Source organism: Selenomonas sp. CM52 (assembly GCF_000292955.1).
Taxonomy (GTDB): domain Bacteria; phylum Bacillota; class Negativicutes; order Selenomonadales; family Selenomonadaceae; genus Selenomonas.
The window spans coordinates 1-26,827 of sequence record NZ_ALNM01000039.1 but is presented as its reverse complement, the minus strand read 5'-3'; the positions used below and the strand labels follow the sequence as shown (position 1 = coordinate 26,827).

27 protein-coding genes and 3 pseudogenes are annotated in these 26,827 nt (G+C 58.0%); 29 read left to right on the top strand and 1 reads right to left on the bottom strand.

Translation table 11 applies throughout. From position 1 onward, the window contains the following. Positions 1-486 precede the first annotated feature (486 nt). From HMPREF1153_RS09755 to HMPREF1153_RS09625, 28 genes and pseudogenes are all read left to right on the top strand, one after another. The gene (locus HMPREF1153_RS09755; RefSeq protein WP_009646770.1) at positions 487-1,593 is read left to right on the top strand and encodes a hypothetical protein; all 1,107 of its coding nucleotides are present in this window, start codon (positions 487-489) and stop codon (positions 1,591-1,593) included. A gap of 506 nt (positions 1,594-2,099) precedes the next feature. After that, positions 2,100-2,628, top strand: a pseudogene (locus tag HMPREF1153_RS09750) (PD-(D/E)XK nuclease family transposase); the annotation flags it as partial. A 117-nt stretch (positions 2,629-2,745) separates the two neighbouring features. After that, positions 2,746-3,063: pseudogene (locus HMPREF1153_RS09745) on the top strand (nuclease); the annotation flags it as partial. A 112-nt stretch (positions 3,064-3,175) separates the two neighbouring features. Further along, positions 3,176-3,598, top strand: a pseudogene (locus HMPREF1153_RS09740) (nuclease); the annotation flags it as partial. A 343-nt stretch (positions 3,599-3,941) separates the two neighbouring features. Continuing rightward, entirely contained in the window at positions 3,942-4,289 is a 348-nt protein-coding gene (locus tag HMPREF1153_RS09735; RefSeq protein ID WP_009646795.1) for a histidine triad nucleotide-binding protein, read from the top strand. 115 nt (positions 4,290-4,404) lie between these two features. Further along, on the top strand, positions 4,405-4,587 hold the full coding sequence (rpsU, locus tag HMPREF1153_RS09730; protein WP_006193396.1) for a 30S ribosomal protein S21: 183 nt from the start codon (positions 4,405-4,407) through the stop codon (positions 4,585-4,587). 368 nt (positions 4,588-4,955) lie between these two features. Next, complete coding sequence (locus HMPREF1153_RS09725) at positions 4,956-6,236, top strand: ArsB/NhaD family transporter (protein WP_037370522.1); 1,281 nt, start codon at positions 4,956-4,958, stop codon at positions 6,234-6,236. Between the two features lie 56 nt (positions 6,237-6,292). Further along, a complete protein-coding gene (locus tag HMPREF1153_RS12800; RefSeq protein WP_009646776.1) occupies positions 6,293-6,430 on the top strand; it encodes a hypothetical protein in 138 nt (45 codons plus the stop codon). Positions 6,431-6,512: 82 nt separating this feature from the next. Further along, entirely contained in the window at positions 6,513-6,785 is a 273-nt protein-coding gene (locus tag HMPREF1153_RS09720) for a DUF4321 domain-containing protein (RefSeq protein WP_013740575.1), read from the top strand. Positions 6,786-6,797: 12 nt separating this feature from the next. Then, positions 6,798-7,370 (top strand): Maf family protein, encoded by a 573-nt coding sequence (locus tag HMPREF1153_RS09715; RefSeq protein WP_009646791.1) that lies wholly within the window; start codon positions 6,798-6,800, stop codon positions 7,368-7,370. Further along, positions 7,351-8,040 carry a RadC family protein gene (gene radC / locus HMPREF1153_RS09710; protein WP_009646788.1) on the top strand — a complete coding sequence of 230 codons (690 nt, stop codon included), beginning with the start codon at positions 7,351-7,353 and terminating at the stop codon, positions 8,038-8,040. The genes HMPREF1153_RS09715 and radC overlap by 20 nt, the downstream gene beginning before the upstream one ends. Before the next feature lie 110 nt (positions 8,041-8,150). Beyond that, positions 8,151-9,191: a rod shape-determining protein gene (locus tag HMPREF1153_RS09705; RefSeq protein WP_037370520.1), complete on the top strand. Its 1,041-nt coding sequence runs from the start codon at positions 8,151-8,153 to the stop codon at positions 9,189-9,191. After that, entirely contained in the window at positions 9,188-10,264 is a 1,077-nt protein-coding gene (gene mreC, locus HMPREF1153_RS09700; protein ID WP_009646781.1) for a rod shape-determining protein MreC, read from the top strand. The genes HMPREF1153_RS09705 and mreC overlap by 4 nt, the downstream gene beginning before the upstream one ends. Then, positions 10,261-10,761 carry a rod shape-determining protein MreD gene (gene mreD / locus HMPREF1153_RS09695; protein ID WP_009646784.1) on the top strand — a complete coding sequence of 167 codons (501 nt, stop codon included), beginning with the start codon at positions 10,261-10,263 and terminating at the stop codon, positions 10,759-10,761. The genes mreC and mreD overlap by 4 nt, the downstream gene beginning before the upstream one ends. Before the next feature lie 114 nt (positions 10,762-10,875). Further along, positions 10,876-12,660: a penicillin-binding protein 2 gene (gene mrdA, locus HMPREF1153_RS09690; protein WP_369791806.1), complete on the top strand. Its 1,785-nt coding sequence runs from the start codon at positions 10,876-10,878 to the stop codon at positions 12,658-12,660. Positions 12,661-12,772: 112 nt separating this feature from the next. Continuing rightward, positions 12,773-13,474: a septum site-determining protein MinC gene (minC, locus tag HMPREF1153_RS09685; protein ID WP_037370517.1), complete on the top strand. Its 702-nt coding sequence runs from the start codon at positions 12,773-12,775 to the stop codon at positions 13,472-13,474. Positions 13,475-13,484: 10 nt separating this feature from the next. Then, positions 13,485-14,288, top strand: a complete 804-nt coding sequence (minD, locus tag HMPREF1153_RS09680; protein ID WP_009646778.1) for a septum site-determining protein MinD — start codon at positions 13,485-13,487, stop codon at positions 14,286-14,288. Further along, a complete protein-coding gene (gene minE, locus HMPREF1153_RS09675) occupies positions 14,281-14,559 on the top strand; it encodes a cell division topological specificity factor MinE (RefSeq protein WP_006193614.1) in 279 nt (92 codons plus the stop codon). The genes minD and minE overlap by 8 nt, the downstream gene beginning before the upstream one ends. A 15-nt stretch (positions 14,560-14,574) precedes the next feature. Beyond that, entirely contained in the window at positions 14,575-15,678 is a 1,104-nt protein-coding gene (gene rodA / locus HMPREF1153_RS09670) for a rod shape-determining protein RodA (protein ID WP_009646787.1), read from the top strand. A 26-nt stretch (positions 15,679-15,704) separates the two neighbouring features. Then, the gene (locus tag HMPREF1153_RS09665; protein ID WP_009646768.1) at positions 15,705-17,558 is read left to right on the top strand and encodes a TIGR03960 family B12-binding radical SAM protein; all 1,854 of its coding nucleotides are present in this window, start codon (positions 15,705-15,707) and stop codon (positions 17,556-17,558) included. Further along, complete coding sequence (locus HMPREF1153_RS09660; protein WP_009646794.1) at positions 17,555-18,238, top strand: TIGR03936 family radical SAM-associated protein; 684 nt, start codon at positions 17,555-17,557, stop codon at positions 18,236-18,238. The genes HMPREF1153_RS09665 and HMPREF1153_RS09660 overlap by 4 nt, the downstream gene beginning before the upstream one ends. A 29-nt stretch (positions 18,239-18,267) precedes the next feature. Further along, the gene (locus HMPREF1153_RS09655; RefSeq protein ID WP_009646786.1) at positions 18,268-19,707 is read left to right on the top strand and encodes an Rne/Rng family ribonuclease; all 1,440 of its coding nucleotides are present in this window, start codon (positions 18,268-18,270) and stop codon (positions 19,705-19,707) included. Positions 19,708-19,852: 145 nt separating this feature from the next. Continuing rightward, entirely contained in the window at positions 19,853-20,575 is a 723-nt protein-coding gene (rpsB, locus tag HMPREF1153_RS09650; RefSeq protein ID WP_009646782.1) for a 30S ribosomal protein S2, read from the top strand. Continuing rightward, positions 20,562-21,437, top strand: a complete 876-nt coding sequence (tsf, locus tag HMPREF1153_RS09645; protein ID WP_009646772.1) for a translation elongation factor Ts — start codon at positions 20,562-20,564, stop codon at positions 21,435-21,437. Before rpsB ends, tsf begins: the two co-directional genes overlap by 14 nt. Positions 21,438-21,665: 228 nt before the next feature. Next, positions 21,666-22,394, top strand: a complete 729-nt coding sequence (gene pyrH, locus HMPREF1153_RS09640) for a UMP kinase (RefSeq protein WP_009646779.1) — start codon at positions 21,666-21,668, stop codon at positions 22,392-22,394. After that, on the top strand, positions 22,391-22,948 hold the full coding sequence (gene frr, locus HMPREF1153_RS09635; protein WP_009646793.1) for a ribosome recycling factor: 558 nt from the start codon (positions 22,391-22,393) through the stop codon (positions 22,946-22,948). The genes pyrH and frr overlap by 4 nt, the downstream gene beginning before the upstream one ends. Then, positions 22,948-23,175: a PASTA domain-containing protein gene (locus HMPREF1153_RS09630; protein WP_006193491.1), complete on the top strand. Its 228-nt coding sequence runs from the start codon at positions 22,948-22,950 to the stop codon at positions 23,173-23,175. The genes frr and HMPREF1153_RS09630 overlap by 1 nt, the downstream gene beginning before the upstream one ends. Further along, entirely contained in the window at positions 23,159-23,329 is a 171-nt protein-coding gene (locus tag HMPREF1153_RS09625) for a DUF362 domain-containing protein (RefSeq protein WP_009646785.1), read from the top strand. Before HMPREF1153_RS09630 ends, HMPREF1153_RS09625 begins: the two co-directional genes overlap by 17 nt. A 70-nt stretch (positions 23,330-23,399) precedes the next feature. Here the strand turns inward: HMPREF1153_RS09625 and purF are convergent, their stop codons facing one another. After that, complete coding sequence (gene purF / locus HMPREF1153_RS09620) at positions 23,400-24,821, bottom strand: amidophosphoribosyltransferase (protein WP_009646792.1); 1,422 nt, start codon at positions 24,819-24,821, stop codon at positions 23,400-23,402. Positions 24,822-25,147: 326 nt separating this feature from the next. On the opposite strand from purF, the gene HMPREF1153_RS09615 reads away from it, so the two are divergent. Then, positions 25,148-26,794 carry a ShlB/FhaC/HecB family hemolysin secretion/activation protein gene (locus HMPREF1153_RS09615; protein ID WP_009646790.1) on the top strand — a complete coding sequence of 549 codons (1,647 nt, stop codon included), beginning with the start codon at positions 25,148-25,150 and terminating at the stop codon, positions 26,792-26,794. The last annotated feature ends 33 nt before the right edge of the window (positions 26,795-26,827 follow it).

Sequence of the window (26,827 nt, the reverse complement as noted above, 5' to 3'; positions counted from 1 at the left end):
AAACAATAGATTTGTAGCAATGGTAAACCAAACTCCTCATTGCCGATTCGATCTATTGAGGGTTGACACGAACGTGCAGAAGCGCAGTTCTACCTGCATAAAACGAACTGCTGGGAATGGGAGGATGGATGACGGACTTAATTGCGGACGTAATGTTCCAGGAATCACGCGTCAGACCAATGCACTCTCATTCTACAGCTTAGGTAATGAGGTAGACAAGGAGCGGTCGCGTACCGCTTCCCTGATCTATAAATCTATTGTAATAGGAACCACTGATAAATTCAGCCACCCATCTTCACGCATCTGCGCTGTCCTCTCGTCGTCGACAAATCCTCGACGTAGCACCGCTACGCCTCCGGTTTGTCTCCTCGAGAGATACAGCGCATCTGTGCAAATCTGGGCGACTTCATTTTATCAGCGTTTCCTTAAGGTTTTCTGCGAGGAAACGATAAATATAACGAAGAAGATCAATGTGCAGGGAGGCGAATGAAGATGAAAATTCATGCGAACGATAATCGTGCGATCGTGGGGAAGAATATAGCGGCACAAAATACACAGGCTATGAGTCGGGCAGGGGACAGGAAATCCGTGGCGGCATCCTTACAGGGGGAAGGTTCGATAAAAAGAGAATCGTCGTCCTTCCAGTCGCTCGCGCATGAGGTTTCCATCAGCGACGAGGGGAGAAAGCTTGCAGCGGCAAATCAAGCGCCTGCTCAACGGGTGGAAACGTGGGAGATGGCTTCGGTTGAGCCGCTTGAAGATAGTATGTATCATGATTTTTATTCGGATTATGAGCGCGCTTCTTTATCCAGAACGATGCGCGATTTAGAAAATGGCATCCGAGGTATTTTGCAGCTTGGCAGTAAAAATCCTGGTTTGGCAGTCGGCAGCATTCGTGTGGAGGTGATCCGACAGCTCAATGCCTATGGGCATCATCAAAAGGCTTTGGGGCATACCTTGCTGGGCGATCCGTATTTGAACAGTATTCTTGATCGCTTGGGAGCGCTTGATCCCAAATGCGAAAATCCACTGGTGAACAAGCTTCGATCCCTTGTGGGAAATACAATGATTGGCAAGGATAATGATTTTCTTACACACGAAGAAAGCGCTGGGCTTATAAAAGAATACCGTGACTATCTCGGCATGAAACCAGACACGCTGAGTAACATGCCAAAAAAGGCGGGCAGATATTTCAATGAAAAGACAGCGGCATACGGATTCTTCCAAGAGATGAGCCGCAAGGCGAAAAATATGGAAGAGCTTCTCTCTGCCATGCTTGGAGAAGATCATACGGGAGGCAAAAAGGATAAGAAAGCGGAGAATCCTACAGACCTTTCACAGCTCATTGCCGAGAAGAAGACTGACCTTGATGATGGCATGAAAGCATATAAGAAGAGCTTACGAACCCTTCACCGTATCGCAGACGACAAGGGCGAGGGAGAAGACGGCAAACTCTCAGAACGGGAACAAGCGGAAGAGAAAAAACGACTGATCCCGAGCGTCACAGCCTTCGATTGGGATCGCATCTCGGAGCAATATCTAAAGGAGAATCCCGAGCTAGCCGCCATTTTTTCCGACAATGGTATGCGGTAGGGCTCCGTTTGGCAATCGTCCGGTGCATCTGTCTGCCAACGAATCTTGCGACCGTCTTTGGTGATCTGAGATGTGACGGACGCCGTCTTTGCCAAGTGGAGGGTGCATCGTTAGATTGTATCAAAGTTATGGGTAAGACGGATGTCTAATGCGTGAAAATGATACAAAGGCTATCGCCGTCATACGCTGTGAAACCACAGTCTGCAAGGGCTTTCAGAGATCTCCTTGTCTGGAAGCCCGTTGATTTTTGACGATGGTCAGCGATTTTTCGCTCGATGGAAGCTCGACCAACTGGCAGGGGTGTCAAAGCCTTTGACACCCCTATGGTGCACCCGAAAGGAAAAATATCAGAGTTCATGAAGCCTTACGGGAACTGGCATCACGAGCATTTTTAGGACTCGGATTTTTGACGCCCCTGGATGTTTCACCGAAATTTTCAGCCTTGACAATCTCTGCCGTAGTGCATACCATGATAGTAGAACAAGGTGAGGAGGCTTATAGGCGCGGTGAGGATAAGCAAGAAGGAGATTCCTGCGGAATATGGTGTGCTGATTCAGAAATTCCGTCTGATAGATGATACGTTTTTCAACGTATGTTTTGACAACTATGTCGAGGGAATGCAGCTCCTGCTGCGTATCTTCTTTGACCGCGACGATCTCGTTGTCAAGCATGTCGTCACACAGCAGAGCGCGGACAATCTCTATGGTCGCGGCGTGCGCTTTGACGTGTTGGCGGAGGACAGCGAGGGGAAGCTCTACGACTGCGAGGTGCAGCGTGCAAACGAAGGAGCGATCCCGCGTCGGGCGCGATACAACAGCAGCATGATGGACTCGCGTGCATTGGCAAAAGGAGCGGATTTTTCCGCGCTTCCCGAAACATGGGTGATCTTCATCACGGAAAATGACATCTACGGAGCTGGCTGCCCTCTGTACCATGTGGAGCGAATCATCCAAGAGCTTCAGCGACCGTTTGATGATGGGGCGCGTATCCTTTATGTCAACGGCGCGAATCGCGATGATACGCCGCTCGGGACGAGCGGTCAACGTCGACCGCTCGTCTGCATCCTTCGGATTTGACTTGCGGGACGTTTTCGCATACGACCTATTAACCAATCAGCTGCATGCTTTGCACTTGCTTCTTGGATAGGTCAGCATGATGCAGGATTTCTTCTGTGAGAATCCCCAAAAGATGAAGTATAAGGAGCTTGCCCAAAGAGCGGATTACTTTAAGGCAGAAGCAGAGGGGGTACATACCATGTGCGAACTGATGGAGAAATTCGGCGAGAGGAAATTGGAAGAAGGGCGTATGGAAGGACGCCTTGAGGGGCGTGCTGAGGGACGTGTCGAATCGGCTCGTCGGACGGCGGCGGCTTTAATTGCTTTGGGGAAACTCACACTTTCCCAGATTGCTGAAGCAACACAGTTGTCCCAGGAAGAAGTTGAACGCTTGGCAGGGTCAACAGGAGCATAAGAGAAGATCGACTGTTCCTCAACATTTTGCCCGAGAGAAAGCTACTGGTTACATTCGGTGTGTGGCATCTCTCGGGTTTTTGTTGCTAAAATTTCTGGCCTTCCGGAAACATGAAAATGACATCTATGAAGAGGGATTTCCTCTGTACCATGTGGAGCGAATCATAGAGGAGCTTCAGCGACCGTTTGATGATGGAGCACATATCCTCTACGTCAACGGGTCGAACCGTGATGATACGCCGCTTGGACGGCTGATGCAGGATTTCTTTTGCGAGCGTCCGGAGCAGATGAATTACAAAGAACTTGCCCAAAGAGCGGATTACTTTAAAGCAGAAGCAGAGGGGGTAAATGCTATGTGCGAACTGATGGAAAAATTCGGAGAGAAGAAATTGGAAGAGGGGCGCGAGGTAGGTCGCATTGAAGGACACCGTGAGGGAATGATCGATATGGCACGTTCCTTGCTCGCGCTGAACGTCCCTGTCGAGGTGATCGAGAAGTCGAGTGGTTTGACGCGTGCGGAGATTCTGGCACTGTAAGACGTGTTTGCCGAGTGGTTTTGAGATCCGTTGCTCTATTCAAAAACATACCCGAGAAAAATTTCGCCGTCGATATTTGGTGCGCGGAATTCCTCGGGTTTTTTGTGTTATTAGGGATAATGCTTTTATCTTGGTGCACTTGTCAACAAAAACTGGACACAAAAATTCCAAAATAGTCATAAAAAAGCTAAATGCTAGACAACCCTATCGAAGAGTTAGACAACCGTTGAAAACGGAGCTTTTCTTCCCAATCTTTTCTCTGGCGGCAGGTTTTTCGCCATGAAAGTCGAATGATGGTGATAAGGGCGAAGATTACAGCGATTTTTGAAGGGAGGTGGAAAAGATGGCAGACTGCATTTTTTGCCGTATCGCGGCGAAGGAGATTCCCGCGACAGCGGTCTACGAAGATGATTCCGTCATCGCCTTCAAGGATCTTGAGCCGCAGGCGCCCGTGCATGTACTCATCATTCCGAAGAAGCATATCAAGAGTCTGCTCGACTTGACGCAGGAGGACAGGGCACTCGTCGCGCACATCCATGTCGATGTCGTGCCGCAGCTTGCAAAGGAACTGGGACTTGCGGAAAAAGGCTTCCGCGTCGTCGTCAATACGGGCGAGGAAGGCGGGCAGACCGTCGGGCATCTGCACTTTCATCTCTTGGGCGGACGTTCCATGCAATGGCCGCCTGGTTGATGGTTGACATCAAAAAGGGAAATCATGTATAATGTTAGCGTGCACGATGCAGTGTTGGCAATTTTCATGCCTGCCTTCCCGTGCGCCCCAAATCTAGTGGAGGGGGGGAAGAACAATGGCAAATGAGGTCAAAGTAGGAAAGAACGAAACGATCGACAGTGCTCTCCGCAGATTCAAGCGTACCTGCCAGAAGGCTGGTACTTTGGCAGAAGTTAGGAAACGTGAACATTACGAGAAACCGAGCGTCAAGCGCAAGAAGAAGTCCGAGGCGGCTCGTAAGCGCAAGTTCCGCGCATGATGATTCGTGATGGAAGCGTGTGAGAGAAGCTGAAACAAAAATCCGCAAAGCGTATGCTCTGCGGATTTTTTTCTTGCGCCATCTGGCGGAATCCTGATGAAAACGACAGAGAAAACATCTGCTCCGAGAAGAAATAAGAAAAAATAATATAAATATACAAGGACTCTTTCCAAACTTACGATAATCTGCTATAATAGGCGCAGGACAATTCAATAAGTGAAATTTAGGCGGAGTCTGTTCAATCAAGGGCTCCGTCTATTTTTCGGTCGGCTGTCCGTCGTTCTTCTGCCTCTCCAGCTTGACGGGGGAGGGCGGACAGAAAGGTGCAGGAGACTGTCCGGCAGGCAGTCAAATTCAAGGAGGTTTTTATGGAACAGGAAACAATAGCTGGTATCATCTTCGTTGCGATGTATGCGGTGATCGTCTCTGAGAAGATCCATCGCACGATCATTGCGATGATCGGCGCAATCCTCATGATCGTCATGGGCATCATGACGCAGGAGACCGCCGTTCACCACATCGATTTCAACACGCTCGGGCTTCTGATCGGCATGATGATCATTGTCGCCATCACGAGCAAGACGGGACTCTTCAATTTTATCGCCGTCTGGGCGGCGAAAAAGGCGAAGGCCGACCCCGTGAATCTCTTGGTCTACTTGTCACTGATCACGGCTGTTTGCTCGGCGTTTCTCGACAACGTGACGACGGTTCTCTTGATGGTGCCGGTCACGTTCAGCATCACGACGAAGCTCCATGTCGATGTTATGCCGTATCTTTTGGCGCAGGTCATCGCCTCGAATATCGGCGGCACGGCGACGCTCATCGGCGATCCGCCGAACATCATGATCGGCAGCGCCGTCAAGGAACTGACGTTTGCAGCGTTCATTGAGAACCTTGCGATCATCTCGATCATCAACCTCATCCTCATCACGGCGATCTTCGTTCTGCTCTATCGCAAGCATTTGACGACGAAGCCCGAACTCAAGGCTCTCGTGATGCAGGAGAACGAGTGGGACGAGCTCAAAGACATCCCGCTTCTCAGGAAGTGTCTGTTCGTGCTCGGACTGGTCATCTTGATGTTCTTCCTCCATTCGCTCACGGGCCTTGAGTCTTCGCTCATCGCGATTGCGGGCGCGTTCCTCCTGCTCCTTCTGGTCGGCAAGGAAGAGTTCGTCGAGCACGCGATGCACGGCGTCGAGTGGCCGACGATCTTCTTCTTCATCGGTCTCTTCATCGCCGTCGGTGGCCTCGTGGAAACGGGCGTCATCCGCGATCTCGCGGTGCATGGCGTCAATCTCACGGGCGGTGACGTGACGAAGACGTCGATGCTCGTTCTCTGGATGAGCGCGATCGTTTCGGCTTTCCTCGACAACATTCCGTTCGTTGCGACGATGATTCCGCTGATTCAGGATATGGGCGCGATGGGCGTCTCGAATCTTGAGCCGGTCTGGTGGAGCCTCGCGCTCGGCGCCTGCCTCGGCGGCAACGGCACGATCATCGGTGCATCTGCGAACGTCATCGTCGCGGGCATGGCGGCGGAGAGGGGCATCCCCATGACGTTCGTCCGCTTCATGATGGTCGGCTTCCCGCTGATGATCCTGACGATCCTCACGTCGACGGTCTACGTCTACCTGCGCTATCTGATGTAATCGGTCTTTTTGCCTCCCTCGCTTGCGGGGGAGGCTTTCTTTTTTCTGTGCGGCACGTGAAAGAAATGACCTTAGTCGAGCAGGATTTATGTCGCGCGGCTAGAAAAGAGGCAGAAGCAATTAAAATCATTGTGCAGCGCCGTTTGACTGTCGATGCATTCGCTGAAGGATCGCTGATAAATGAAGTCGCCTGAATGTGCAAAAATGGGCGATTGAGGGGATCAGCGATTTCCTGAATCGTCGAGGCAAGCGGTGTTTCCTTTGGAGGGATTTTCTGTGAAATTTTCTTCGGGGCGCGGCTTTGGCATGTGCGCCGTATTTGTTTTTACCGGCGCGGTGCTCGGTGGACTCTTGGGTGAGGCTCTGCGCGGCGTGGAGGCGCTTTCTTCGATTGCGCCGCTTCTTTCCGAGACGCATCCGGCGTTCGTCTTGGCGCCCGTGGCGATCGATCTCTTCGTCGTCAGCGTCAGTTTCGGCCTTTCTTTCACGCCGAACATCATGAGTCTCGTCGGCGTCATCGTCGCGCTCGTTCTTTTCCGACGTTATTGAGGAGGAATATTCATGTTCATCCTGGCATCGGCTTCGCCGCGCCGCCGCGATCTTCTCGCGCAGATCGGCGCTTCGTTCCGCGTGGAAGTGAGCGAGGCTGAAGAGGTGCGCGAGGCGAAGATGGCGGAGGAGCTTGTCCGCGTCAATGCGCTCGCCAAGGCACGCGCCGTGGCGGCGCACGCGGCGCTTCCCGTGCTCGGCGCTGATACCGTCGTCGCGCTCGCCGGACGCATCTTCGGCAAGCCTGCAGATGAGAGGGAGGCGCACGAGATGCTCGCCGCGCTCTCGGGGCGTGCGCACGACGTTCTGACGGGCGTCGCCTGGTGCAGGGGCGGCCAAGAGTTCTCGACGGTCGAGAAGACGCGCGTCTTCTTTGCCGCGCTTTCAAAAGAGATGATCGCGCGTTACGTCGCTACGGGCGAGCCTCTGGGGAAGGCGGGAGCCTATGCGGTGCAGGGGCGTGCCGCCGTCTTTGTCGAACGCATCGAAGGTTCGTTCTCGAACGTCGTCGGACTGCCGCTTCATGCGGCGGCTCATCTTGCAGAAAAAGCGGGGGTCGATCTCTATGACGCTTCTCGTGCGTGATCTGCCCGCCGACGAGCGGCCGCGCGAAAGGCTTCTGGCCGAGGGCGCGGCGAGCCTTTCCAACACGGAACTTCTCGCCGTCCTCCTGCGCACGGGCGTCAAGGACGACTCGGTGCTCCGCGTCGCCGAGAAGGTGCTCGCGCTCTACAAGGAGCGCGGACTCGCCGCCATCACGCAGATGAGCGCGAAGGAGCTTTCGTCCATCAAGGGCGTGGGCATGGCGAAGGCGGCGACGATCCTTGCCGCCGTCGAACTTGGACGGCGCCTCGCGCTCAAGGCGGCAGAGGAGCGAACGGTCGTGCACGGCCCTGCCGACGCCGCTTCCTACGTCATGCCGCGCTTTCGCTTCGAGCGCAGGGAGCACTTCGCCGTGCTGCTTTTGAATGCGAAAAACCACATCCTTGCCTTGAAGACGATTTCCGTGGGAACGCTCACATCTTCCGTCGTTCATCCGCGCGAGGTGTTCCAGGCGGCGATCGAGCAGTCGGCGGCGGCCGTCATCCTTGTCCACAATCATCCGTCGGGCGATCCTGCGCCGAGCGGCGAGGATCTCGCCGTGACGCGCCGCATGGTGGAGGCGGGGGAGATCATGGACATCCCCGTGCTCGATCACGTCATCGTAGGTTATGATAAATTTATTTCCCTAAAAGAAGAAGGTATGATACAATAGAACTCGTATCTTCATCAGCCATTATATCTATGATTGACGAGGCTTTTTGACAGATTTTTGCAGACGTGTTTTATGGGATGCGTGTGAAGAGAAGGGAGTTTTATTTCAACATGTGGAGTCTTTTTGGTGGCTTGTCCCGCGATATGGGCATCGACCTTGGAACCGCGAATACATTGGTGCATGTGAAAGGCAGGGGCATCGTTCTGCGCGAGCCGTCTGTCGTAGCGATAAAGAGTGAGAACGGCGAGGTGCTCGCTGTCGGTGAGGACGCGAAGCGCATGATTGGCAGGACGCCGGGCAACATTATCGCCATCCGTCCAATGAAGGACGGCGTCATCGCCGATTTCGACGTGACGCAGGCGATGCTCAAGTACTTCATCCGAAAGTCGATGAATACGAAGTCCTTCGTGCGCCCGCGCGTCGTCGTCGGCGTGCCTTCGGGCGTGACCGAGGTCGAAAAACGTGCTGTCATCGATGCGGCTCAGCAGGCGGGAGCGCGTGAAGCTTACCTCATCGAAGAGCCGATGGCGGCGGCGATCGGCGCAGGGCTTCCCGTCGAGGAAGCGACGGGAAGCATGGTCGTCGACATCGGCGGCGGTACGACGGAGATTGCCGTCATCTCGCTCGGCGGCATCGTCACGAGCCGCTCGATCCGCATCGGCGGCGACGAGATGGATTCGTCCATCGTGCAGTACATCAAGCGCCAGTACAACCTCATGATCGGCGAGCGCACGGCGGAGGAAATCAAGATCACGATCGGCTCCGCCATCGTGACGCCCGACGTTGACCGTGAAATGGACATCCGCGGACGCGACCTCGTCAGCGGTCTGCCGAAGACGCTCTCGATCCGCGCGAGCGAGGTCAGGGATGCTCTGAATGAGCCGATCTACAAGATCGTCGACGCTGTCAAAGGCACGCTTGAAAAGACGCCGCCGGAGCTGGCGGCCGACGTCATGGATCACGGCATCATGATGACGGGCGGCGGCGCGCTCCTGACGAACCTAGATAAACTGCTGAGCCACGAGACGGGCATGCCCGTCCTCATCGCGGAAGACCCCTTGTCCTGTGTCGGCGAAGGCACGGGCAAGTCGCTTGAAAACATCGAGCTTCTAAAGCGCGTCGTGATGATCTCTAAGAAGTTGAGACAATGAGCCGCATACGCAGAGACGACCAGGACTCGAACCGCAAGGTCTGGCTGCTCCTCGTTGCGCTCGTCTGCGTCCTCTGCCTCGTGTTCTTTGCGGGAAAGGGCAGGTTTCAGTCCCCCTTCCTGAGCCGCGCCGCCGAGACGGTGCTGCGTCCCCTCCAGTCCGCGACGGCCTGGGTGGGAGACAAGATCCACAGCCTCGGTACGGAGTTTTGGGAAGTCTATTACGTCTACGACCAGAATCGTATGCTGAAGAACGAGGTGGAAGGGCTGCGCGTGCAGAATCTCGAAGCGAACGAAGCGCTTGCTGAAAATGCACGCCTCAAGGCGCTTCTCGGCTACAAGCAGACGAAGACGCAGTTCGACCTCGTGGCAGCCCGCGTCATCGGGCGCGACTATGCGACGTGGTCGGGCGTCATCGTCATCGACCGCGGTACATCGAGCGGCGTGCATGAGAACATGCCCGTCGTGACGGAGAAGGGACTCGTCGGCGTCGTCGTTGAGGCCGCGCCGTACTCTTCGAAGGTGCGGCTGATCCTCGACCCGCGCGCCGCCGTCGGCACGATCGTGCAGCGGCAGGAGTCGCGCGTCGCGGGCATCGTCGAGGGCGATCCAGCCAATCCCCTGATGCCGCGCATGAAAAACATTCCGAAGTCCGCCGATGTCGTCGAGGACGACGTCGTCGTGACGTCGGGCTACGGCGGCGTCTATCCGAAGGGGCTTCTCGTCGGCACGGTCAAAGCGTTGAAGAACGACGAGGGCGGCCTGTTGAAGTACGCCGTCTTAGAGCCTGCCGTCGACTTCCAGCGTTTGGAGGATGTCGCCGTCATCGTGGCGTCGCGCGAGGCGCCGCCCGCACCGATCACGCCGCCCGCGCAGACGCCGGGCACGGAGACGGATCCGGCGGCAGAGAAGGCGGCAGCAGAAGCGGCGAAGCGTGCGGCATCGCAGCCTGCGCCTGCTCCCGCTCAGCCGGCCGCACCGGCGCAGCCGAAGCAGCCGGCGAAACAGCAGAACGCCCAGCCTGCCGTGCAGCCGCAGGGCGCACAGAAGCGCGAGGCAGGTGCGCGGCCATGATCAGCTACCGCAGGATCTTCTTTTGGCTTGCGTTCGTGATCGCACTCTTCGTCCTGCAGACCTCATTTTTCCCCGTATTTTCCTGGAACGGCGTTTCGGTGAACCTCATGCTGGTTCTTACCGTTTCGTGGAGCCTCCTTTACGGGGCGCGCCGCGGTGCTTTTCTGGGCTTCATGACGGGACTCCTGCAGGATCTCACCACGGGCATGTTCTTCGGCATGGACGTCTTCGCCCTGACGATCATCGGCTATGCCACGGGCGCATTTTCGCGCAACGTGTTCAAGGATCCCGTGTTCCTGCCTGCGATGGCGACGATGTGGGCGACGGCCGCGCACTATTTCTTTGTGCTCGTTCTCATGCTGCTTCTCGGCTACGGCTTCAGTCTGCTCTATGTTGTCAAGACACTTCTTCCGGCGCTTTGCTGGAACGTTCTTTTCGCCTACCCCGTCTATCGCGCGGCGAGCCGCATGCAGTCGTGGCTGGGGCGGCGAAAGTAGCGGCCGGGGCGCAGCGCCTCTCAGGGAAAAGATCAAGGCGCCTTGCGGGGCGTCTTCTTGTCTGAATGGGGAGATATACCTTTGGAAGAAAATGAAAACGAGTATGCAGGGCGCATGCATGTGCTCGGCGGCGTCATCGTCGCCGTCATCGCCGTGCTTCTGCTGCGGCTCGTCTATCTCCAAATCTACGATGGCGACTATTATGCGAGCCTTGCGGACGGCAACCGCATTCGCATCATCCCGAGCGTCGCGCCGCGCGGCAATTTCTTCGACCGCAACGGCACGCCTCTCGTCATGAACCGCCCGAGCTTCACCGTGTCGCTCTTGCCACTGTCGGGTACGATTCCCGAGGACGTCATCGAGCGATTGTCCGTGCTCCTTCATGTGCCGACGGAAGAGATTCACAAGAAGATCGACGCGCATGTCGGCTTCGATCCCATACGCATCAAGCAGGACATCGGCCCTGAGGTCTATACGATCATAGAGGAACAGCGCGACAAGTATCCGGGCGTCATGATAGAGGCGCAGCCGATCCGCGATTACGTCTACAAGACGTGGGGGGCGCACGTCTTCGGTTACGTCAGCGAGATCAGCAACGAGGAACTGGAAAAGCGCAAGGCGGAAGGCTACAAGTCGGGCGACATCGTCGGCAAGTTTGGCTTGGAGCGCGTCTACGACAAGACGGTGCGCGGCACGGACGGCGGCAGGCAGGTCGAAGTTGATGTCGCGGGCAAGCCCGTGAACAATCTCGGTACGAAGGAGCCGATCGCGGGCAACGACCTCGTCCTCACGATCGATGCGACGATCCAGGTCGCCGCCGAACGCGCTATCGATCAGCAGCTTTCTGCCATCGGCGCCAACGCGGCGGCGGCGGTCGTCATGAATCCGCAGACGGGCGAGGTGCTCGCCCTCGTGAGCCGTCCGTCCTTTGATCCGAACCTCTTCGTCAATGGCATATCGACGAAGGATTGGAAGGTTATCAACGAGAATCCGTATCATCCGATGGACAACAAGGCGATCACAGGCGAGTATCCGCCGGGATCGACCTTCAAGATCGTCACGGGCACAGCCGCATTGCAGGAAAACGTCGTCTCGCCGAATGAGATCATCTACGACTCGGGACGTCATTGGATCATCCCAAAGGGCAATGCGGGCGGCGAAGCGCTCGGCCCTATCAATTTCATCCAGGCGCTCGCCCACTCGGACAACGTCTACTTCTATGAGATGGGCAATCGACTTGGCGTCGACCGCCTCGGCGAGTATGCGCGCATGTTCGGCGTCGGCTCGAAGACGGGCATTGACCTGCCCTACGAGGCCGAAGGTCTCGTGCCGAGCCGCGAGTACAAGAAGAAGGTCTACGAGGACGACTGGTATCTGTCGGAGACCTTCGATGCGGCGATCGGGCAGGGATTCGACCTTGTGACGCCGCTGCAGGCGGCCGCCATCATGGGGACGATTGCAGCGAACGGTGACCGCTATCAGCCGCATCTTGTGCAGCGCATCGTAGGACCTGACGGCAATACGGTTGAGACGATAAAGCCCAAGCGCATCGGCAGGCTCGATGTGCGCCCCGAGGTCATCGCGCTCGTGCAGCAGGGACTCAGGGACGTCACGAAGTACGGCACGGCGGCGGCGGCCTTTGGCGCGAAGTATCCCGTCGACATCGCGGGCAAGACGGGGACGGCGGAGAACTCGCACGGGCGCGACCACGGCTGGTTCGTTGCCTATGGGCCGTTCAACAACCCGACGATCGTCGTCGCGGTCATCGTCGAGCAGGGCGGCTTCGGCTCTCTGTCCGCCGTGCCGATCGGCAAGAAGATCCTCGACGCGGCTTTTGGCCTCGATACGCCCGAAGTCAAAGCTGTTCGTCAAGAAGTGGCGGCGCGGCAGAAATCTTGATATAATAGAATCGTATTACAGCAAGGAGAAACGACAGGGCAAATGCACCGAAGCCGTTTCTTGACCCTTTGTGCGGCGCATCGTCGCACACGCACGCAAAAGCGAGGAAATCATGGAGAAAGAAAGCGTATTGTTCAAGGGGCTGAAGACGGGGCTTCTGCTCGTGCTGGTGGGAAAGCCCGAGTTTTCTGTTGTTGAGCGCGAGATTCGTGAAAAGCTGGAATCGAGCGCCCTGTTCTTTCGGCGCGGCACGGTCATCGAGTGGCGCACGGGGACGTTCACGGCGAAGGAAAGCCTCGCTCTGAAGAAGCTCTTCCTGCAGCACGGTTTGTACTTCCGTGAGATGAAGGAAGAAGCTGATGCAAAGAAGCCTGTCGTCAGCGCGGTGAGTGGGGCGGCGGCAGCGGCGCGGGCGGGAGCCGTCCTCGGCAGGAAGAAGGCGGAGTCTTCCGAGATGAAGACAGAGCCGGACGCGGACAAGAAGGACGTGCAGATGCTCGTCGTGAACCGCACGCTTCGCGGCGGGCAAGAGGTGCAGAGCCAAGGCTCGGTGCTCGTTCTCGGCAACGTGAACCCCGGGGCGCAGGTCATCGCAGGCGGCAGCATCGACATTCGCGGCACTTGCCGCGGCATCGTCCATGCGGGCGCCTATGGCGACAGGGACGCCATCATCATCGCGGATCACCTGATGCCCGTGCAGATCCGCATCGCCGATGTCATAGCGCAGTCGCCCGAGCAGTATGAGAAGCCGGAGCTTGCCGAAAGGGCGAGCGTGCAGGATGGACGAATCGTGATTGAACCGATAGAAAGGTAGGAAGCAGCCGATGGCAGAAGTTATCGTTATCACCTCAGGCAAGGGCGGAGTCGGCAAGACGACGACCACGGCGAATATTGGCGTGGGACTCGCGAAGCGCGGCAAGAAGGTCGTGCTCATCGACACCGATACGGGGCTCAGGAATCTCGATTTGCTCCTAGGACTCGAACGCCGCATCGTCTATACGCTCGTCGACGTCATCCAGAAGCGCACGACGTACAAGCGGGCGCTCGTGCGCCACAAGAAGTATGAGACGCTCTTTTTGATGCCGACGTCACAGGTCGCGGACAAGTCGGCGATCGAACCCGAGCAGATGAAGGAGCTCATCGCTGAGATGAAGGAGGAGTTCGACTACATCCTCGTCGACTGCCCGGCGGGCATCGAGCAGGGCTTCCAGACGGCGGTCATCGCAGCGGATTGGGCGATCGTCGTCACGATGCCCGAGATCGCCGCCGTGCGCGATGCCGATAAGATCATCGGCAGACTGCAGAACGACGGCAAGGAGATCAAGCTCGTCGTCAACCGCATTCGCTCGCAGATGGTCAAGGACGGCACGATGCTCGACATGGATGCGATCAACGACATCCTGTCCCTGCCGTGCATCGGACAGATTCCCGACGATGAGAAGGTCATCGATTCGGCGAACCGCGGCGAGCCGGTCATTGACAATGCGAACTCGCTCGCGGGCAAGGCGTATGCCAACGTCGTTTCGCGCATCATGGGCGAGGATGTGCCCTTTCTTGAAGCACCGAACGAGAGCTTCCTGCAGCGGCTCAAGAACATGATCCTCGGAAGGGGGAAGCGTGATGATTGAAGCTTTGCTCAAGATTTTCGGCAAGCAGGGCAAGTCGTCGCGCGAGATCGCCCATGATCGTTTGAAGGTCGTCCTGATCCACGATCGCTTGAGCGTTTCGCCCGAGGTCATGGACAAGATCAAGACCGACATCATCCACGTCATTTCTAACTATGTGGAGATCAATCAGAAGGACATGGAGATCTCGCTCGCCAACGATCAGGATTCCGTCGCGCTCATCGCGAATATTCCCGTGAGCCGAATGAAGCCCAAGGAAAGCAGCAGACGCTAGGAGGCGCAGGGGAAAATGAACAAGCGTTGGCTCAGGCGCATGGACTTCACGTTGATCGGTGCGACGGCGGCGATCATCGTCATGAGCCTCATCGTCATCGGCAGCGCCACGCACATCAATACGGCGGGCGGCGATCACTACTGGTTCGTGCAGAAGCAGGGCGCATTCGTCGTCTTGAACGTGCTCTTCGCCATATTCCTCATGAACTTCGACTACAAGGCACTGCAGAACTATGGCAAGAATCTCTACATCTTCAATGCCGTCATGCTTCTCCTTGTCATGATCATCGGCCAGACGGCGCTCGGCGCACAGCGCTGGATTCAGCTCGGCCCCATCACCCTGCAGCCGTCGGAGTTTTCGAAGATCATCATGATCATCGCGCTTGCTGCGATGCTGGAAGATCGCGTGGGAAAGCTCAATACCGTAAGCGACATCCTGCCCGTCGTCGGCTATGTGGCGTTGCCGTTCTTCCTCGTCCTCAAGCAGCCCGATCTCGGCACGTCGCTCGTTTTCATCGCCATTCTCTTGGGCATGATGTTCGTCGCGGGCGTGAACCTTCGCATACTTGCGGCAGGCTTTGCGGCGGGCATAGCGGCGTCGCCCCTCCTCTGGCTCTTTTTGAAGGATTACCAGAAGATGCGCCTCAAGGTTTTTCTCGATCCGAGCGTCGACCCGCTTGGCTCGGGCTATCACATCATTCAGTCGAAAATCGCCATCGGCTCGGGTCTGATCTTCGGCAAGGGGCTTTTCGGCGGTACGCAGAGCCAGCTGAACTTCCTGCCCGAGAACCACACGGACTTTATCTTCGCCGTCGTCGGCGAGGAACTGGGCTTCGTCGGTGCGGCGGCGCTGCTTCTTTTGTACCTCGTCGTGCTCTGGCGCGGCGTGAAGATCGCGCGTGACGCGAGCGACACTTTCGGCCGGCTGCTCGCCGTCGGCATCACCTCGATGCTCGCCTTTCATGTGCTCGTCAACGTCGGCATGACGACGGGGATCATGCCCGTCACGGGCATACCGCTGCCGCTCATGAGCTACGGCGTCAGTTCGCTGACGACGAATTTGATCGCGATCACGATCTTGCTCAACATCCACATGCGCAAGGCAAAGTTTGTATTCTGAGAAAGGAATTATTCCAGGGAGGATTTATGGTCAAGTTGGAACAGGAGATGCTTCAGGCTGTCGAGAAACCCGCACGCTATACGGGCGGTGAATGGAACGCGCAGCCGAAGGACTCCGCCGCCGTCCTTTGCCGCATCGCGCTCGCGATGGCGGACGTCTATGAGGTCGGCATGTCAAACCTCGGGCTGAAGATTCTCTATGAGATTTTGAACCGCCGCGATGACATCGCGGCGGAACGTGTTTATGCGCCCTGGCTCGATATGGAAGAGGAAATGCGCCGCCGCGGCATTCCGCTCTTTTCGCTCGAAACCTTCCGCGAGGTTTCTTCCTTCGACATCCTCGGCTTCTCGCTGCAATACGAACTCCTTATCACGAACACGCTCAACATGCTTGACCTCGCAGGGCTGCCGCTCCATGCGGCGGAGCGCACGGACGAGCAGCCCTTCGTCATCGGCGGCGGCCCTTGCGTATACAACACGGAGCCAATCGCCGACTTCTTCGACTTCTTCGTGCTCGGCGACGGCGAGGAAATCGTTGTCGAGGTGTGCGACGCCTTGATCGCCTGGAAGAAGGAGGGTCGCCCGGACGGCAGGCGCGGCTTCCTGCGCCGCGCTGCGCGGATTCCGGGCGTCTACGTGCCGTCCTTTTATGCGCCCGAGTACGATGCGCAGGGCATGTTCACAGGGCTTCGCATCCTCGATGAGGCAGCTTCGCCGCAAATCTATCGGCGCGTCGTCAAGGATCTCGATGCCGCGCCCTTTTTGGAAAAGCCCGTCGTGCCGTACCTCGGCATCGTGCACGACCGCCTCATGCTGGAGCTTTTCCGCGGCTGCACGCGCGGCTGCCGCTTCTGTCAGGCGGGCATGGCGTACCGCCCCGTGCGCGAGCGCCGTCCCGAGACGCTCGAATCCCTGGCGCGCACGCTCTTCGACTCGACGGGCTACAACGAGATGTCCTTGACGTCGCTCTCGTCCGCCGACTACTCGTGCCTCTCGCCGCTCGTCGACGGGCTTCTTGCCGGCACTCAGGGCGAGCGCGTGAGCTTTTCCCTGCCGTCTTTGCGCATCGACAGCTTCTCTGTCGACATCGCCGAGCGATTGCAGCAGGTGCGAAAGAGCGGCCTGACGTTTGCACCTGAGGCGGGCACGCAGCGCCTCAGAGACGTCATCAACAAGAACGTGACGGAAGACGACTTGCTGCACTCGGTGCGCACGGCGTTCGAGCAGGGCTGGAAGGCGGTCAAGCTCTACTTCATGATGGGTCTGCCGACCGAGACGGACGAGGATATCGTCGGCATCGCAGAACTCGCGCAAAAAGTCGTCGACTGCTACAAGGAAGTCAAGGGGAAGCGCGGCGTCAAGGTCACGGTGTCCGTCTCGTGCTTCGTGCCCAAGGCGTACACGCCGTTCCAGTGGTTCGCGCAGGTGCCGCAGGAAGAATTCGAGCGAAGACAGCGGCTCTTGAAGGAGAGCATACGCGACCGCGCGATCTCGTTTCACTACCATGACGCACGCGCAAGCGTCCTCGAAGGAGCGCTGTCACGCGGCGATCGCAGGCTCTCAGCCGTCATCGAGACGGCGTGGCGAAACGGCGCGAAGTTCGACGGCTGGACGGATCAGTTCAAGGACGAGGTTTGGAAGGACGCCTTTTGCCGCTGCGGCGTTGCGCCCGAGTTCTACAGCCGGCGCACGCGCGATCTGGAAGAAGCCCTGCCGTGGGCGCACACGAGCCCTGGCGTGTCTGAGGACTTTTTGCGCCGCGAGTGGCAGCGTGCACAGGAGGCGGCGCTCACGCATGACTGCCGGCGCGAAACGTGTACGGGCTGCGGCGTCTGTCCCGAGCTTGGCTGCGACGTCGTCGATTGGAGGGCAGAGGCATGAAGCTGCGCGCACTCTTGACGAAGGGCGAGGAGATCCGCTTCATCTCCCATCTCGATTACGCTGCACTCATCGAGCGGGCGATCCGCCGCGCCAAATTGCCCGTCGCCTATTCGGAGGGGTTCAACCCGCACATGAAGTTCTCGTTCGCTTCGGCGCTCGCCGTGGGTGTGACGAGCGAGGCGGAGGTCATGGATGTGGAACTGTCGCGCCCCGTCGCGCAGCCCGAGGCGTGGGACAGGCTCGCCGCCGCCCTGCCGCCGGGCGTGCGCCTCGGTCGCCTCGTCCCGTACGAGGGCAAGGCGAAGTCGCTGATGGCGGCGGTCGACCGCGCCGAGTACCGCGTGCGCGTGCCCTATGCGGGCGCGGAGGAGGCGGCGCGGCGCGCTGTCGCCGCCTTTTTCGCTGCGCCCGAGGCCATCTATCGGCGCGTCCTGCCGAAGAAGACCCGCGAGGTCGATGCGAAGGCGTACCTGAAGGAAATCCGCGTCGAAAAAGAGGGTGGCTGCCTGCTGCTCTTTCTCGCCATCGCCGTCACGCCTGCGGGAAGTCTGAAGCCTGGCGAGGCGATCGGGCTTCTAGCGCACGACTTCGGTCTCGCCGTCGAGCCGAGGGAGGCCCAGATCTGCCGCACGGCGCTCCTCTCGGGCGGCAAAGACCTTTTCACCCTGATCGAATCGTAAGACCGATACCCATCGATGGAGTTGATGTGATGAAAACCATTCTTGTAAACTGCGCTCCCGAAGAGACGCGCATGGCGATCGTGGCAAACGACGAGCTTCTGGCGGTCGAGGTAGAGCGCGAGTCGCAGTCGCATCTCGTCGGCAACATCTACAAGGGACAGGTGCAGAACGTCCTGCCGGGCATGCAGGCGGCTTTCGTCGACATCGGTTGGGAGAAGAATGCTTTCCTCTACATCGGCGACGGCGTGCCGCACGAGGGCGCACAGAAAACGACGCCCGCCGCACGCATCCACATCGGCCAGCGGCTGCCCGTACAAATCACGAAGGACGCCATCGGCACGAAGGGGCCGCGCGCGACAATGCACCTGTCGATTCCGGGCAGGAACGTCGTACTCATGCCGACGGCCGCCTACATCGGCATCTCGCGGCGCATCGAAGGCGAGGCCGAGCGTGCGCGGCTTCGGGAGATCGCCGCGCGCATCTGCCCGGCGGGCATGGGACTCATCATCCGCACGGCGGCGCACGGGCAGACGGAGGAGAGTTTCCAAGAGGACGTCGACCGCCTCGTGCGCCTCTGGCAAACCCTGCAGGCGAAAAACAAGATGGCGAAGGCGCCGGCGCTCCTCTACCGCGATGCCGACCTTATCGTGCGCCTCGTGCGCGACTCCTTCACAGAAGAGATTGATGCGCTCTACATCGATGACGCCGACGCCTGCCGTCGCGTGAAGGAACTCGTCGAATCCATCTCGCCCGAGCTTGCACAAAGAGTCCATCTCTACGAGGAGCGCGAACCGCTCTTTCGCCGCTACGGCGTGGAGGAAGAAATCGAGCGCCTCGGCGAGCGCGAGGTCGTGCTTCCCTCGGGCGGCTCCATCGTCATCGACAAGACGGAGGCGCTGACCGCCATCGACGTGAACACGGGGCGCTACGTCGGCAAGGCGAACCTCGGCGACACGGTCTACCGCACGAACCTCGAAGCGGCGGCTGAGATCTTGAAGCAGATCCGCCTCAGGGACATCGGCGGCATCATCCTCGTCGACTTCATCGACATGGACACAGACGAGCAGAAGGAAAAGCTCCTCGCCTTCCTGCGCGACCGCGTGCGCTTCGACCGCACGAAGACGAACATCGTCGACATCACGGCGCTCGGCCTCATCGAGATCACGCGCAAGAAGTCGCGGCAGAACTTGGAGAGCATCATCTACAGCCCGTGCCCTTACTGCCACGGCCGGGGCAGGGTCGAATCGCCCGAGACGATCGCCATCCGAATCTGCCGCGACATCCGCCGCTTGGAGAGCAAGGCGCACGCGGGCGCTTATGAGATCGAAGTAGCGAGCCGCATCGCACGCGCCGTGGAAACCGCCGAGCCGCTCGCACACCTCGCCGCCGAACTCGCTCTTCGCCTGACCGTCGTCGCCAAGGACGTCATGGCGCTCGAAAGCTACACGATCTTGCCGAAGGAAGAGTGATTTTCCCACTTGCTTTTCTGCCCCATCTATGCTAAAATTCTTCACGGTGTCTATAACGCACGCGCACTGACGTCTGCCCTGTGCTCCTTTGGGAGTGGTGCAGAGGATGAGGGGCGCGGAGGAAAAAACAGGAGGTGCACCAATTATGGCAGTAGTTTCTATGAAACAACTTTTGGAGGCCGGTGTCCATTTCGGACATCAGACCCGCCGTTGGAATCCGAAGATGGCGAAGTATATCTTCACGGAGAGGAACGGCATCTACATCATTGATTTGCAGAAGACCGTGCGCAAGGTTGACGAGGCGTACACCTTCCTTCGCAGCTTGGCGGAAGAGGGCAAGAGCGTTCTCTTCGTCGGCACGAAGAAGCAGGCGCAGGACGCCGTGAAGGAAGAGGCGACGAAGGCTGAGATGTTCTATGTCAACGAGCGTTGGCTCGGCGGCATGCTGACGAACTATCAGACGATCCAGAAGCGCATCCGCCGCTTGAAGGATCTCGAGCGCATGGAAGAGGACGGCACGTTTGACGTTCTGACGAAGAAGGAAGTCCTGCAGCTGCGTCACGAGATGACGAAGCTGGAGAAGTTCCTCGGCGGCATCAAGGAGATGAACCGTCTGCCGGGAGCGCTCTTCGTCGTCGATCCGCGCAAGGAGCGCATCGCCGTCGCTGAGGCGAAGAAACTCAACATCCCCATCGTCGCAATCGTTGACACGAACTGCGATCCCGATGAGATCGACTATGTGATTCCGGGCAACGACGATGCGATCCGTGCCGTCCGCCTTTTGACGAGCGCGATGGCGAGCGCCATCGTCGAGGGTCGTCAGGGTCAGGCAGGTGCAGGCGAGGAGGCGCAAGATGGCAAAGATTGACGCAAAGATGGTCAAGGAGCTGCGCGAGCGTACGGGCGCAGGCATGATGGACTGCAAGAAGGCGCTGACGGAGACCGACGGCGACATGGACAAGGCGATCGACTACCTGCGCGAGAAGGGCATTGCGAAGGCTGAGAAGAAGGCCGGCCGCATCGCTTCCGAGGGTGTCGTTGCAGCCTATGTTGCGGACGATGCGAAGGTCGCGGCGCTCGTTGAGATCAACTGCGAGACGGACTTTGTCGCCGTTACGGAGAAGTTCCATGTGCTTTGCGACAAGATCGCCAAGCACATCGCAGAGACGAATCCTGCCGACCTGGACGCCTTGAATGCGAGCACGCTTGAAGGCAAGACGGTGGCGGAAATCGTCACGGAAGCTGTCGCGAGCATCGGCGAGAAGATTTCGCTGCGCCGCTTCGAGCGCTATGAGAACGCTTCGGGTCGCATTGCAAGCTACATCCACATGGGCGGCAAGATCGGCGTGCTCGTCGACCTTTCGGGCGGCACGGCGGAGATCGGCAAGGATGTCGCCATGCACATCGCAGCGTCTGCGCCGACGGCAATCGACCGCTCGGGCGTGAAGACGGAAGACCTTGAGCACGAGAAGGAAGTTCTGCGCGCGCAGGCTCTCGAAGAGGGCAAGCCCGAGAAGATCGTGGAGCGCATGGTCGAGGGTCGCATCAACAAGTTCTATCAGGAAGTGTGCCTGCTGGAGCAGCCCTTCGTCAAGGATCCTGACAAGAAAGTTCAGGAGGTTCTCGGCGATGTCAAGGTCGAGCGTTTCGTGCGCTTCGAGCTTGGCGAAGGTCTTGAGAAGAAGTCGGAAGACTTCGCGGCTGAGGTCGCTGCTCAGATCAAGGGCTAAGAGATTTGGAATAAGAAAAGCTGCTGCATGGCGATGGATGAAAAATGTTTCTGTGCGGCAGCTTTTTCCTGCCATTTTCAGGAAGTTGTCGCGAAAATGCACGACACCTTAGGAAGTTCTAACGGCAGGGCGGTTTTCTGAAAAGTGAAGAGGATTATTTCCAGCTTCGTCGAATAGGGAAGGAAAGCAACGAGATGGGAAGATACTTCTGCAAGGAGGACGTTCATTTTGGATATTGCCAGCTACAAGCGTGTCGTTTTGAAACTCAGCGGTGAATCTCTCGCAGGAGATCAGGGCTTCGGTATCGACCTGCCGACCGTCGACGCCATTGCGGCCGAGGTCAAGAAGGTGCGCGAGCACGGCATTGACGTTGCCGTTGTCGTCGGCGGTGGCAATATCTGGCGCGGTCTTGCGGGAAGCGACAAGGGCATGGATCGGGCGCAGGCAGATTACATGGGAATGCTCGCGACCGTCATGAACTCGCTCGCCTTGCAAAGCTCTTTGGAGAATATCGATGTCGATACGCGCGTGCAGAGCGCCATCGAGATGCGTCAGATTGCCGAGCCGTACATTCGCCGTAAGGCTGTGCGCCATCTCGAAAAGGGACGCGTCGTGATCCTGGCGGCAGGCACGGGAAATCCATACTTCTCGACCGACACGACCGCGGCTCTTCGTGCTGCTGAGATCGAAGCGGACGTCATCCTCATGGCGAAGAAGGGGGTTGACGGCGTCTACGATTCTGACCCGCGCAAGAATCCTGCGGCAAAGAAGTTCAGCCGCCTCGCATACATGGAGGTCCTGAATCGTGGTCTCGCTGTCATGGACTCGACGGCGACGAGTCTCTGCATGGACAATAAGATTCCCATCGTCGTATTCAACATTGACAAGCATGAGAATATCCTCAAGGCTGCGGTCGGCGAGGATATTGGCACGATTGTAGGGGGAGAGGAAGCATGATCAAGGATATTTTCAGTGCACAGGAAGAGCGCATGAAGAAGACGCTCGAAGCGCTGCGCCGCGATTTCGGCTCGCTGCGCGCTGGACGCGCAACCCCTGCGCTCCTCGATCGCGTGATGGTCGACTACTATGGTCAGCCCACGCCTGTGAGCCAGGTCGCGGCAATCGCTGTGCCCGAGCCGCGCATGCTCATGATCACGCCTTGGGAGAAGACGATTCTGCACGACATCGAGAAGGCGATCATGAAGTCCGATCTCGGACTCACGCCAAACTCTGACGGCACAGCGGTACGGCTTTCCATTCCGCAACTCACGCAGGAGCGTCGCACGGAACTCGTGAAGTCGCTGAACAAGAAGACGGAGGATGCGAAGGTCGCGATCCGCAACATTCGCCGCGATGCGAACGAGCAGATGAAGAAGCTCGAAAAGGCGAAGGAAATCACCGAGGACGACGCGAAGAAGGGCCAGGACGACATGCAGAAGCTTGTCGACAAGTACATCAAGGCCGTGGAAGATGCGCGCGTCGTCAAGGAAAAGGAAATCATGGAAGTCTGATGGAAGAAGTCGATGTTTTGGGCATTCCCTGGCAGGAGGCGAAAGAGCGCCTTGAGGCGCTCGGATTCCTCTATGAGGTGGAGTGGACACGTCCCACACGAGATTTTTTTCCGATAGATGAGCAGTCTCCCTATGTCGTGCGGCAGAGGCGAGAAGGCGATAAGATAAAGCTCGTGCTTGCAGCGCGGCTGCGAAAGGAGGTGTCCTGTCATGGCTTACAAGATTAGCGAAGAGTGCATTTCGTGCGGTTCGTGCGCCGGTACCTGTCCCGTCGAGGCGATCTCGGAGGGTGAGTCCCAGTACGTGATTGACCCGGAGAAGTGCATTGAGTGCGGTGCGTGTGCGGAAGGCTGTCCCGTCTCCGCGATTTCCGCGCCCTGATGCGCAGAAATGCATGAAAAAACCGCTGCCTGGCAGCGGTTTTTTTGTGCGCTTTCGAGGGAGCGCTTCCTTAACCTTCGCTTTCGGAGAGTTTCTTCTCGAAGCGGTCTTTGTTTGTATTCTTCGGGATACTCGTCGGATAATCGCCGCTGAAGCAGGCATCGCAGCATGGGATGTTGCCGGCGAGTGCGGGCAGCGATTCGATCGGCAGGTAGCCTAGGGTGTCGGCGCCGACGATCTTCGTGATTTCCTCAAGCGTGTGGTGCGCGGCGACGAGGTGATCGGCAGAGTCGATGTCCGTGCCGTAGTAGCAAGGATGGAGGAACGGCGGCGCAGAGATGCGCAGGTGGATTTCCTTCGCGCCCGCCTTGCGGATGAGGTCGGTGATGCGCTTGCTCGTCGTGCCGCGCACGATGGAGTCGTCGATGAGCACGACCCTTTTGCCGTAGACGGTTTCGGCGATGGGATTGAGCTTGATGCGCACCTTGTCGACGCGGTTTTCCTGCCCGGGTGCGATGAAGGTGCGGCCGATGTACTTGTTCTTGATAAGCCCGATGCCGTAGGGGATGCCCGAGGCGCGGCTGTAGCCGAGCGCCGCGTCGAGTCCCGAGTCGGGCACGCCGATGACGACGTCGGCGTCGACGGGATGCTTGGCGGCGAGGATCTCGCCAGCACGCGTCCTTGCCGCGTGGATGGAAACGCCGTCGATGATGGAGTCGGGACGTGCGAAGTAGATGTACTCGAAGACACACGATTTTCTAGGCTTCGTATGACAGTGTTCCAAGCGGCTCGTCATGCCGTCCTTCGTGAAGACGAGGATCTCGCCGGGCAGGAGGTCGCGCTCGAACTCGGCGCCGACGGCGCTCAACGCACAGCTCTCGGAGGCGACGATCCAGGTGCCGTCCGGCATCTTGCCGTAGCAAAGCGGACGGAAGCCCTGCGGGTCGCGCACGGCGACGAGCTTGGCGCTCGACATCAGACACAGTGAATAAGCGCCCTCCAGGCGGTTCATCGTTTGACTGACCGCATCTTCGATGGAGGGAGTCTTGAGCCGTGCCTGCGTGATGAGGTAGGCGATGATCTCTGTGTCGATCGTCGTGTGGAAGATTGCACCCGCGAGTTCGAGCTTATCGCGCAGGATATCGGCGTTGCTGAGGTTGCCGTTGTGTGCGAGCGCCAGCTTGCCCTTCTGGTGGTTGATGGCGAGCGGCTGACAGTTGCGGCGGCTCGTCGCTCCCGTCGTGCCGTAGCGCACATGGCCAACGGCCATCGTGCCCTCGGGGAAGCGCGAGAGGACTTCGTGCGAAAAGACGTCGTTGACGAGTCCGAGATCCTTGTGCGAGGAAAAGACGCCGTCGTCGTTCACGGTGATGCCGCAGCTCTCCTGGCCGCGGTGCTGCAGCGCGTAGAGTCCGTAATACGTCATCGCGGCGACGTTTGCCGGCTCGGGGGAAAATGCGCCGAATACGCCGCATTCTTCATGTATGCTCATTCCTGTGCCTCCTGCTTGGGGGATACTTCTTTTTCCCCTACATCGTACACCATGAGAAAAATCATGTCAATGGAACGACTGTATACAAAATACGCAGAAGGATGTGTACGGCTGGCAGCGGATTAAAATTTCTCGCGAGGCACAATAAATGATCCTAAGGGAAGGATTTCAAAAGGTGCATGTCGAAAAAGAAAAAAGCTAGGCTATGTCTGATGGATTGGCTTTTCCTGCAAACGGGTGGGCATACGTCCGGCAGGCTCCTATTTTAGGAGGAAGACTGCACGAAGCAGCATATCCATGAATTTAGAGCAAGGGAGATCATTGGCATGAAAAACAAGCTGCACCATACTTTGACGAGGGCGGTGCTCTTGGGGCTTCTCGCGAGCACGGCGGCGGCGCCGGCATATGCCGCGTCTTCGCTGTCAAAGCCCGGGCAGGACATCGAAGGGACGCTGCCTGGGGCAGAGGCGGGCGTCGAGAACAACATGAAGAAGAACACGGCGACGAACGAAGTAAAGTTCCTCGTGAAGAACATCCAGCTCGACGTCGAGGACGAGATCAAGTTCAACAATGCCGAGATTCGTGACATTCTCTTAGCGCGCATCGGCAAGGAGACGACGCTTGCGGGGCTCAACGACCTGCAGGATCAGATCACGGCGTACTGCCGCAGCCATGGCTATCCGGCTGCTGCCGCCTACCTTCCCGCGCAGGAGTCCGAGGACGGGAATGTCATCATCAAGGTCATTCCTGGCCGTTACGGTGATGTGAAGCTCGACAACAAGAGCCGGTTCAAGGATGCGGCGGCGCAGGGTTTCCTTGCAGGGCTAAAGAAGGGCGAGATCATCCGCACGAAGGATCTTGAGACGGCGCTTTACACGATCAGCGACTTCAGCGGAGCGCGTGCCGTCGGCACGCTCAGTGCGGGAAAATCGTTCGGAACGAGCGACGTGACTGTGCACATTGAGGATGGCAAACCGTCCTCGACCATCGTCTACGCCGAGAACTATGGCAGCGAGGCTACGGGACGCTACCGCTACGGCGCACAGCATTCGATCTACAACGTCGACGGCATGGGATCGAAGGTCAATGTCGGCGCCTTGATTTCCAACAAGTCGCTGCACAATTACTATGTGAACTACGAAGCGCTTGTAGGGCACGGCGGCACGTCGCTCGGCATCGGCTACAGCCGCATGGACTATGAGGTCGGCGGACCTCTGAAGCGTCTGGGAGCGCATGGCACGGCGGATACGATCAGCGTATACGGCAGCCGTCCCATCTACCATACGACGGACGAAAAGCTCGCTCTTACCTACGGCTACGATTATCGCAGCCTCAAGGATGATATGGACGCTTTCGGCGGCATGGCGGACAGCAAGAAGCATTCGCACGATATCCATGCCGGCGTCGAAGGTTTCTGGCGTGACCGCAAGAGCGGCCTTTCGCTGAACTACAATTTCGTGCTGACAGCAGGCAACGTTACGGCGGATTCGTGGTATGCAAAGAAACTGGCGAAAAGTGCGGGAACAGACGGTGGCTTCACGAAGGCGGAGGCAAAGGTCACAGCCGTTCAGTCGCTTGGCAAGCAGGCGGATGTCATGGTAAAACTGTCAGGTCAGGCGGCATCGAAGAATCTCGATAGTTCCGAACAGATGTATTTGGGCGGTGCTAATGCCGTACGCGCCTATCCGCAGGGTACAGGCACGGGGGATAAAGGGATACTCGGCACGGTTGAGTTCCGTTACTACACCGATGTGCCAGGGCTTGTCGCGAGTACCTACCTCGACGCAGGCCGCAGTTCGTTTGACGGCAGCACGACGACGCTCAAAGGGTGGGGTGTCGGTCTCGCCTACAATGCGCCCGACTGGTTCGCGCGCATCGATTATGCACGTCGCATCGGCTTGGGTCGATCATCCAACGAAACCATATCGGCGGATCGCGGTCGTTTCTGGTTCCTTGCGGGCAAGATCTGGTAATGGCGAAAAATACATAAGGCAGGCTGCCGCACG

Coding starts and splice junctions, on each gene's coding strand:
- HMPREF1153_RS09755 (WP_009646770.1), top strand. CDS start 487: ATGAAGATGAAAATTCATGCGAACGATAATCGTGCGATCGTGGGGAAG.
- HMPREF1153_RS09735 (WP_009646795.1), top strand. CDS start 3,942: ATGGCAGACTGCATTTTTTGCCGTATCGCGGCGAAGGAGATTCCCGCG.
- rpsU (WP_006193396.1), top strand. CDS start 4,405: ATGGCAAATGAGGTCAAAGTAGGAAAGAACGAAACGATCGACAGTGCT.
- HMPREF1153_RS09725 (WP_037370522.1), top strand. CDS start 4,956: ATGGAACAGGAAACAATAGCTGGTATCATCTTCGTTGCGATGTATGCG.
- HMPREF1153_RS09715 (WP_009646791.1), top strand. CDS start 6,798: ATGTTCATCCTGGCATCGGCTTCGCCGCGCCGCCGCGATCTTCTCGCG.
- radC (WP_009646788.1), top strand. CDS start 7,351: ATGACGCTTCTCGTGCGTGATCTGCCCGCCGACGAGCGGCCGCGCGAA.
- HMPREF1153_RS09705 (WP_037370520.1), top strand. CDS start 8,151: ATGTGGAGTCTTTTTGGTGGCTTGTCCCGCGATATGGGCATCGACCTT.
- mreC (WP_009646781.1), top strand. CDS start 9,188: ATGAGCCGCATACGCAGAGACGACCAGGACTCGAACCGCAAGGTCTGG.
- mreD (WP_009646784.1), top strand. CDS start 10,261: ATGATCAGCTACCGCAGGATCTTCTTTTGGCTTGCGTTCGTGATCGCA.
- mrdA (WP_369791806.1), top strand. CDS start 10,876: ATGCATGTGCTCGGCGGCGTCATCGTCGCCGTCATCGCCGTGCTTCTG.
- minC (WP_037370517.1), top strand. CDS start 12,773: ATGGAGAAAGAAAGCGTATTGTTCAAGGGGCTGAAGACGGGGCTTCTG.
- minD (WP_009646778.1), top strand. CDS start 13,485: ATGGCAGAAGTTATCGTTATCACCTCAGGCAAGGGCGGAGTCGGCAAG.
- minE (WP_006193614.1), top strand. CDS start 14,281: ATGATTGAAGCTTTGCTCAAGATTTTCGGCAAGCAGGGCAAGTCGTCG.
- rodA (WP_009646787.1), top strand. CDS start 14,575: ATGAACAAGCGTTGGCTCAGGCGCATGGACTTCACGTTGATCGGTGCG.
- HMPREF1153_RS09665 (WP_009646768.1), top strand. CDS start 15,705: ATGGTCAAGTTGGAACAGGAGATGCTTCAGGCTGTCGAGAAACCCGCA.
- HMPREF1153_RS09660 (WP_009646794.1), top strand. CDS start 17,555: ATGAAGCTGCGCGCACTCTTGACGAAGGGCGAGGAGATCCGCTTCATC.
- HMPREF1153_RS09655 (WP_009646786.1), top strand. CDS start 18,268: ATGAAAACCATTCTTGTAAACTGCGCTCCCGAAGAGACGCGCATGGCG.
- rpsB (WP_009646782.1), top strand. CDS start 19,853: ATGGCAGTAGTTTCTATGAAACAACTTTTGGAGGCCGGTGTCCATTTC.
- tsf (WP_009646772.1), top strand. CDS start 20,562: ATGGCAAAGATTGACGCAAAGATGGTCAAGGAGCTGCGCGAGCGTACG.
- frr (WP_009646793.1), top strand. CDS start 22,391: ATGATCAAGGATATTTTCAGTGCACAGGAAGAGCGCATGAAGAAGACG.
- HMPREF1153_RS09630 (WP_006193491.1), top strand. CDS start 22,948: ATGGAAGAAGTCGATGTTTTGGGCATTCCCTGGCAGGAGGCGAAAGAG.
- HMPREF1153_RS09625 (WP_009646785.1), top strand. CDS start 23,159: ATGGCTTACAAGATTAGCGAAGAGTGCATTTCGTGCGGTTCGTGCGCC.
- purF (WP_009646792.1), bottom strand. CDS start 24,821: ATGAGCATACATGAAGAATGCGGCGTATTCGGCGCATTTTCCCCCGAG.
- HMPREF1153_RS09615 (WP_009646790.1), top strand. CDS start 25,148: ATGAAAAACAAGCTGCACCATACTTTGACGAGGGCGGTGCTCTTGGGG.